Genomic DNA, 6371 nt, shown 5'->3' with positions numbered 1-6371 from the left:
AACAACGCCCCCCCCGCCCCCCCCGCGCCCCCCGCGCCCCCGCCCCCCCCCGGCCCGCGGAGGCCGGTGGCCGGGGGCGGGGCGTTGCGGTCGTTCCGACCTTATGAGAGCGGGGGAACCGATTGTTGCCGTCAGGTGGTCCAGGTGATCGTCTGTCCTTCGGGCGATGCGGTGATCAAAAACCGGTCCAGAGACGGCGCCCCGTCCCTGTGCCATCGGCTCAGATGGTCCTCGATACGGTCCCACAGCCGGTCGGGGCTGCCCTGCCGGACGAGTCGCCGCTCGTCCTCCTTCCGCAGTGCGGCCCAGGCTCCGGCGTCCACGTCCAGGAGGACATCCAGGCCGCCCCCGTCCTGCGTCAGACGGAAGCGCTGGGCACGCGGAGCGGCGAGCTGCGCGACAAACCGTGCTGTCCAGTCCCCCAGAGGATCGCCCGGCAGGTGGGTTTCCCGCTCCTCCCCCTCGCTCATGTCGGGCAGGACTCCCAGCGGTGGGGGGACCTGCGGGCGGGCGAGAATGAAGGAGACGGCACCGCCCAGCAGGCGTCCCATCGCTGTGCCGTTCTGCCGCACGGTGAGGCGTGCCAGCTCCGAGGAGTAGAGCCAGCCGCCCACCGTGGCGAGGATCTGCCCGCCCGGCCTCACCTGTGCGATCCATTCGGCAGGGATGTGCAGAACGCCACAGGTGGCGACCAGCCGGTCATAGGGAGCGCCCTCGGGGTGTCCCTTGAGACCGTCACCCACGACAAGGTCGGGGAAGTGGCCGGCCCGCCCCAGGGCGGCTCGGGCGCGGCCTGAAACCTCCGCGTCCACTTCGACAGAGGTCACCAGCTCGTCACCCAGGCGGTGACAGAGCAACGCCGTGGAGTATCCCGTCCCTGTGCCGACCTCCAGGACGCTCATGCCGTCGCCGACATCCAGTTCCTCCAGCATCCGGACCACAAGGCCGGGCAAGGTGCTCGAACTGGTCGGCTGCCGGTAGATCCGGCCTTCGATGTCGGCCGGCATGACGGTTCCGGCGACCTGGGTCACCAGCGAGTCGTCGGAGTAGCAGGCCGACAGCCAGGCCGGATTCTCCGGCCCAACCGGCTCCCAGCCCGTACGGCCCCCTTCGTCCGTGCGCCGGAAGAAGCCTCCGCGCAGAAACTCGTGCCGCGGAATGCCGAGGACGGCTTGACGCCACTCCGGTGATCGAAGGTCGCCCCTGGCCGTGATGTGGTCGGCCAGTGCTTCGCGAAGGATCTTGTCAGTGGTCATCGCGGATGACGCTCCAGTAGGTCGGCCATGGCAGAGACCAAGGGCAGCCCGGTAGACGGCTCCAGCCAGGCCCACTGGCCGGACGGATTGCACTCCAGAAACCACCATGCACCGTGGCGGTCAAGGGCGAAGTCGAATGCGCCGAAGACCAGCCCGAAGTAAGCGAGGTAGCGCCTGAGCGCGGCTTCGAGGCCGTCCGGGGGCTTGACGACGCGGTAGGAGAGTTTGCCGTAGTCCGTTCGCCAGTCCAGAAGGCCGGAGTCGATGCGGACGGGGAAGATCCGGTCCCCGATCACCGTCACCCGAACATCGGCGATCTTGTCCACGCGCCTCTGGAAGAGATGGGCGGTGCCGGCCACCTGTTCGTTCAGCTGGTCGGCGGTGACTTCCCCGACCTCCACGGTGCAGGACGCGCCGTCCACGCGGTACAGCGGAGTGGACAGGGGCTTGTAGACGGCAGGGCCGTGGTCCTTGACGAACCTTTTCGCCGCTTCGGGGTCGGAAGTGACCATCGTGTTGGGGACCTTGAAGCCGCACCGCGCCGCAGCGACGAGCCCCGAGGGCTTGAACTCGGCGTCTCCGATGCGGTGGGGGTGGTTGACATACAGACAGCCGGGCAGGGACGCGAGGACGCCGCCGAGTCCGTAACGGGCCTGTGTGACGGCGAATCGAGCGTCCTGCTCATTGAGGTGCGGGAAGGCGAAGCCCGAAGGACGCCGGTGGTAGAGGGAGCGGACGCGGGAGAGGTCTGTGGCGCGGGTCGGGGTGACCAGGGTGCCGCTGATGCCCTCTTCAGTGATGGTTGCCGCGACCGACAAGGTGGCGGGGAAGTCCCCGGAGTCGAGCCGCGCGACCGGGGTGCCCCGGTCGTGCGGCTCGTTGATCACCAGGTCGGCCGTAGGGTCGTCGATCATGGTGACGACCAGCACCGGGCCGTCATTGATCACTGGTCGCTGTCGTTCCCGGTGTCCTGGTCACCGCCACCGGAGCCACCGGGCCCGGCGCCGTCCGACGGGTTGCCGGTGTTTGTGGCCGGATTCGTGCCGGTGCTGGTGCCGTGTCCGGGCATCTCCATGACCTGTCCGCCGTGGTCGAAGTAGCGGGCGGTCTGCGTCGTGGGGTCGATCTCGGCCCGCGCGTAGCCGGGAGCCAAGGCCGGGTACGGGGCCATCCTCCGAACGCCCCACGGAACGGCGGTTGCATGCCCCTGGGGTACCGGCGAACCGGTCGGGAGCCGATCCGAGTGATTGAACACGTTGTCCTCCGTGGTGGATTTCGCAGTGATGTTCGGGCGAACCCGCCCGGGTCGCGCAGGCCGGTTCGCGAGGAGGCGGGAGATCAGAGGCGGTCCCTCGCTTCCAGGTAGGCCCAGACCATGTGGTCCAGCTCGGCGATGCACTCACGGCATCCGTAGAACGGCACCTGTATCCCGGAAGAGGTCACAGGCCCGAGCCAGATCACGGGAATGTGCGAGCGCCGGCAGTGCAACCAGCACATGCCTGTGGTCCATACGTGCCTTTCGTCCGCCTGTGCTGGGCACGGACGGCCGCTCGGGGGTGCGGCGCCGCTCCCGGCAGAGGGCTGAAGGCACTCACTACGCGGTGGGCGGGACGGGGCGCAGGTTCCCCTTTCGGCACCGGAGGCACTGGCACGGGGGCCAGCGGTCCGTGTCCGGAGGTTGGTCGACCGGCTTTACCGTGTGCGTACGCTTGACTGTCCGTCGCCTGCCGTCAGCGGACACCCGGTGTACCGAGATCGTCATCATGTAGGCCCCCAGCTTGTCGTCCGTCGCCTGATGTCGCTTTCCGTAATCAGTCAACGACGGATGCGTGTTGCGAAGGTGCACAAGAAGTGCACACCCCAAGGCACGGGCAGAAGACCCTGAGAGCATGGAGACCGGGACAACCGACCAGGAAGACATGGCGCATGAGTGCGGAGATCACCACGCCCGGGCCCGGCGCGAACGCCAAGATTCTGCGTCTGCGGCGAGGTTGGCTGCAGGATCAGCTCGCCGCCAGGGCCGGTATGTCGAAGTCGATGCTCGGGAAGATCGAGCGAGGCGACCGGCCGCTCACCCAGAGCATGGGGGCGGCGCTCGCGAACGCCTTCGGGATCACGCTGGACGAGTTGCTGGGGCAGGCTCCGGTACGGGCCGGCGACGAGGACCGGCTGAACGAGCTGCGGACCGCCATGCGGCGCTTCGATCTCCCGACCGGTGAGCCGGTCCAGGGTGACCGGATCGAGCGGGATCTCGCCGAGCTGTTCCGTCTGCGCGGTGACGCCGACCTCTCCGCCGTGACCCGGGCCCTGCCCGGCCTGCTGCGGCGAGTGCAGGACCACGCCCACGGCACAGGACTGCCCGAGGACTGGGCGAAGGTCGCCGACGTGTACAGCGCGGTCTACTGGCTGGCGGCCCGGCACCGCTGGATGACACTCGCGGAGCTGGCGGTCACCAGACAGGGGCAGGCGGCGGAGCGGGCGAACGCCCTGACCCGCGCCGTGGCGGCCCGTGACGAGGCCGGAACCTTCCTCAACGGCGGCGACTTCGCCGGGGGACTGGCCCTGGTGGACCAGGCCGTCGTGCTCGCCGAGTCCACCATGCGGGGCAGGCCGCGCCACCTGGCTCTGGGACTGTTGCACCTCAGGGGGATGACGCTGGCGGGCCGGCTGCGGGACGACCGGACCGCCGAACGGCACATCAAGGCCGCACGAAAGGCCGCGGAGGCCGTCGGCACCGATGTCAACGTGCAGGGCGTGCACTTCGGCCCGGAGAACACGGTCACCCATGTGGTGGCGACCCGGGTCGATCTCAAGAGGAACGCCGAGGCGCTGGAGGACGCGGAGAGGTACCTCCGCAACGGGTACTCGCTGCCCGCGACCCGCATCGGCCCCCTCCACATGAACATCGCCAGGGCGAAACTGGCACTGAAGGACCGGGACGGGGCGGTGGACTCGCTCATGGCGGCCTGGAACGCCGCGCCGCAGATGGCGAAGGTCCACCCCACCAGTCAGGAACTGAGCAGGGTGCTCGTCTCCCTGCACCGGCGGAGTAATCCGAGGATCAACACTCTGGCGAAGAGGGCGGGCATCCATCTCTGACACGGGCATCCACCTCTGACAGCGGATGACGGGCCGCATCGGCGGGAAGGATCGGCCAGGGGCCCCGCTGGCCGGGGGCGGGGCGCGCTGACACACTGGCCGCATGCCCGAGCTGATCCTTCCCGACCCGCGCGTCCACGCCTCCTTCCTGGAGGCGATGAAGGAGTTCGACGCCGAGGGGCGCGGCGTGCGGGAGGACAACTCGATGCTCGGCCGCGACATCCTCCGCTACGGCGGGCGCTGGGAGGACCCGGAGGTCTTCGCCGAGTACGCCGCCGCCGTCCGCGCCGACGCCGACGAGGACGGCCCGCGCCCCGAGGGCCACGTCCCGTGCACCACCCTGTGGTGGGTCGAGGGCGACACCTACCTCGGCCGTATCGCCGTCCGCCACCGGCTCAACGGCTTCCTGCTCGACTACGGCGGCCACATCGGCTACGACGTCCGCGCATCCGCCCGCCGCCGCGGCCACGCCACCGCGATGCTGCGCGCCGCCCTGCCCGTCGTCCATTCCCTCGGCATCGACCCGGTGCTGGTCACCTGCGACGACACCAACACCGCCTCCCGCCGCGTCATCGAGAAGTGCGGTGGTGTCTTCGAGGACCGGCGGGGGAAGAAACTGCGGTACTGGATCGCCACGGGACCGGCCGCGCCGCGGGTGCGGAGGGCCGGTCCGGGAGAGGCCCAAGCCGCCGGCGAGTAGGCTGGTGGGCAGGTACGGGCCTACCGGCCCCGCACCGGCGGGGACGGCCCGGCCGCCAGTGTTCGACCGAGGGGCGCTTGTCGCGCCACCCCGCAGCAAGGAGAAGGATCCTGGGCAAGCGACAGCCCGAAGGCCCGCCGCCCGCACCCGCGGTGCAGCGCATCCGCCTGCGTTACACCAAACGCGGCCGCCTCCGGTTCACCAGCCACCGCGACTTCCAGCGCGCTTTCGAGCGGGCGCTGCGCCGGGCCAAGGTGCCCATGGCGTACTCCGCGGGCTTCACCCCGCACCCGAAGGTCTCGTACGCGAACGCGGCGCCGACCGGCACGGGCAGCGAGGCCGAGTACCTGGAGATCGCCCTCACCGAGCGGCGCGACCCGGAGGTGCTGCGGCGGCTGCTCGACGGGTCGCTGCCCGACGGACTCGACGTCGTCGACGCGGTGGAGGCGCACACCAGCGGCTTCGCCGACCGTCTGACGGCCTCCCGCTGGGAGCTGCGGCTCGACGGGGTGGAACCGGAGGAGGCCCGCAAGGCGGCGGAGGTCTTCCTCGCGGCGGAGTCCGTCGAGGTCAGCAGGCAGACCAAGAAGGGCGTGCGCACCTTCGACACGCGTGCCGCCGTGGCCTCGCTGGAGGCCGCCCCGGCCGGGTCCGATAGGCCCGGAGAGGGACCCTGTGCGATACTGCGCCTGGTGGTACGGCACCTGACACCTGCCGTACGACCCGACGACGTCCTGTCCGGCCTCCGAGCTACGGCCGACCTGGCGCCGCCGGTCCCCGCAGCGGTGACCAGGCTGGCGCAGGGGCCGCTCGATGAGGAGACCGGCACGGTGACCGATCCGCTTGCGCCCGACCGCGACGCAACCCCCGCCGCGACGGTGCCGGACGGTACCGCGTAAGGCCGACGCCGCCGCGCCGCCGATGTGCGAGGCACCAGGGAGCCACCCGGGTCCGGCCGTCAGGCAGGCGCATCCACCAGCAGACTTTCGCCGTGTCCGAGCCCGATGGCACGGAACCGGCGAGCGAGACGACAGCTCCCGTGCGGCGCCCGCGCCCCGGACAGCGGCCCGCGCACAACACGCGGAGCCCGGCCGGATCGAGGCACGGCGCCCGGGAGCGTGAACGGGAGAACCGCCCGCATGCGCGAATCCACGGAATCCGCGGAGTCCACACCCGCGGAGAACATCGAGACCACGTCCGCCGCGCCCGCCGCGACCGGCACGGAGGCGGAGGCCGGGCAGGGCAGCCCCAGCGACACGCTGCCGCCGCGCCGGCGCCGCCGCGCCGGTCTCTTTTTAACAAATCCGAGCGCCCCG

6 protein-coding genes are annotated in these 6371 nt (G+C 70.7%); 3 read left to right on the top strand and 3 right to left on the bottom strand.

The genetic code is table 11. The features are described 5' to 3' along the window. Positions 1-131: 131 nt before the first annotated feature. From tgmC to tgmA, 3 genes are read right to left on the bottom strand one after another with little or no spacing between them, the layout of a single operon-like run. Positions 132-1256, bottom strand: a complete 1125-nt coding sequence (gene tgmC, locus AC2CJA_RS22465) for an ATP-grasp peptide maturase system methyltransferase (protein WP_484604493.1) — start codon at positions 1254-1256, stop codon at positions 132-134. Next, positions 1253-2203, bottom strand: a complete 951-nt coding sequence (gene tgmB / locus AC2CJA_RS22460) for an ATP-grasp ribosomal peptide maturase (protein ID WP_484604492.1) — start codon at positions 2201-2203, stop codon at positions 1253-1255. The genes tgmC and tgmB overlap by 4 nt, the downstream gene beginning before the upstream one ends. Next, the gene (gene tgmA / locus AC2CJA_RS22455; protein WP_484604491.1) at positions 2200-2511 is read right to left on the bottom strand and encodes a putative ATP-grasp-modified RiPP; all 312 of its coding nucleotides are present in this window, start codon (positions 2509-2511) and stop codon (positions 2200-2202) included. Before tgmA ends, tgmB begins: the two co-directional genes overlap by 4 nt. A 671-nt stretch (positions 2512-3182) precedes the next feature. Between tgmA and AC2CJA_RS22450 the strand changes: the two genes are divergently transcribed. The 3 genes from AC2CJA_RS22450 to AC2CJA_RS22440 all read left to right on the top strand — a co-directional run bounded on the left by AC2CJA_RS22450 (position 3183) and on the right by AC2CJA_RS22440 (position 5954). Continuing rightward, positions 3183-4355 carry a helix-turn-helix domain-containing protein gene (locus tag AC2CJA_RS22450; RefSeq protein ID WP_484604490.1) on the top strand — a complete coding sequence of 391 codons (1173 nt, stop codon included), beginning with the start codon at positions 3183-3185 and terminating at the stop codon, positions 4353-4355. 103 nt (positions 4356-4458) lie between these two features. Continuing rightward, complete coding sequence (locus AC2CJA_RS22445; RefSeq protein WP_484604489.1) at positions 4459-5055, top strand: GNAT family N-acetyltransferase; 597 nt, start codon at positions 4459-4461, stop codon at positions 5053-5055. Between the two features lie 152 nt (positions 5056-5207). Beyond that, positions 5208-5954, top strand: coding sequence for a TIGR03936 family radical SAM-associated protein (locus tag AC2CJA_RS22440; RefSeq protein ID WP_484604488.1), 747 nt, complete (start codon positions 5208-5210; stop codon positions 5952-5954). Positions 5955-6371: the final 417 nt, after the last annotated feature.

It is taken from the genome of Streptomyces sp. ATLC9 (assembly GCF_057196705.1).
The sequence above is the reverse complement of the archived record's forward strand: the minus strand, read 5'-3'. Positions and strand labels throughout refer to the sequence as shown.

What these genes read in the sequence shown, in the direction of transcription:
- tgmC (WP_484604493.1), bottom strand. Translation starts at nt 1,256, where the DNA reads ATGACCACTGACAAGATCCTTCGCGAAGCACTGGCCGACCACATCACG.
- AC2CJA_RS22450 (WP_484604490.1), top strand. Translation starts at nt 3,183, where the DNA reads ATGAGTGCGGAGATCACCACGCCCGGGCCCGGCGCGAACGCCAAGATT.
- AC2CJA_RS22445 (WP_484604489.1), top strand. Translation starts at nt 4,459, where the DNA reads ATGCCCGAGCTGATCCTTCCCGACCCGCGCGTCCACGCCTCCTTCCTG.